1 protein-coding gene is annotated in these 334 nt (G+C 40.7%); it reads left to right on the top strand.

Annotation, left to right across the window (positions count from 1 at the left end):
* Positions 1–17: 17 nt before the first annotated feature.
* A partial coding sequence (locus tag AC6CHH_RS16420) for a transposase (protein ID WP_498284796.1) occupies positions 18–334 on the top strand: 317 nt, incomplete at its 3' end.

Below are 334 nucleotides of genomic sequence, written 5' to 3'. Positions count from 1 at the left end.
ACAACAAATCGATGATTATGTCTCGAAAATTACCTACGTTTAAGCCTTATTACCAACATCAATTGATGGCCTTTCCGCCAACATTTGATGAATTGATTCCTCAAGACCATCCTGTTCGGATCATTGACCAAGTGATCAACTCGATCAATATCGATGGTATTATTGACAAATATCATCAAACGGGCGCTTCAAGCTATCATCCCTTAATGCTTTTAAAGGTGTTGATCTACGGCTATGTTTCCAATATTTACTCCAGCAGGAAACTTTCGGTTGCCTGTAAAGAGCATGTTCCCTTCATGTGGCTCAGCGGTATGAGCAGACCTGACCACAATAC

It is taken from the genome of Sphingobacterium sp. GQ94 (assembly GCF_059758715.1).
This window is presented reverse-complemented; position numbering and strand designations above follow the sequence as displayed.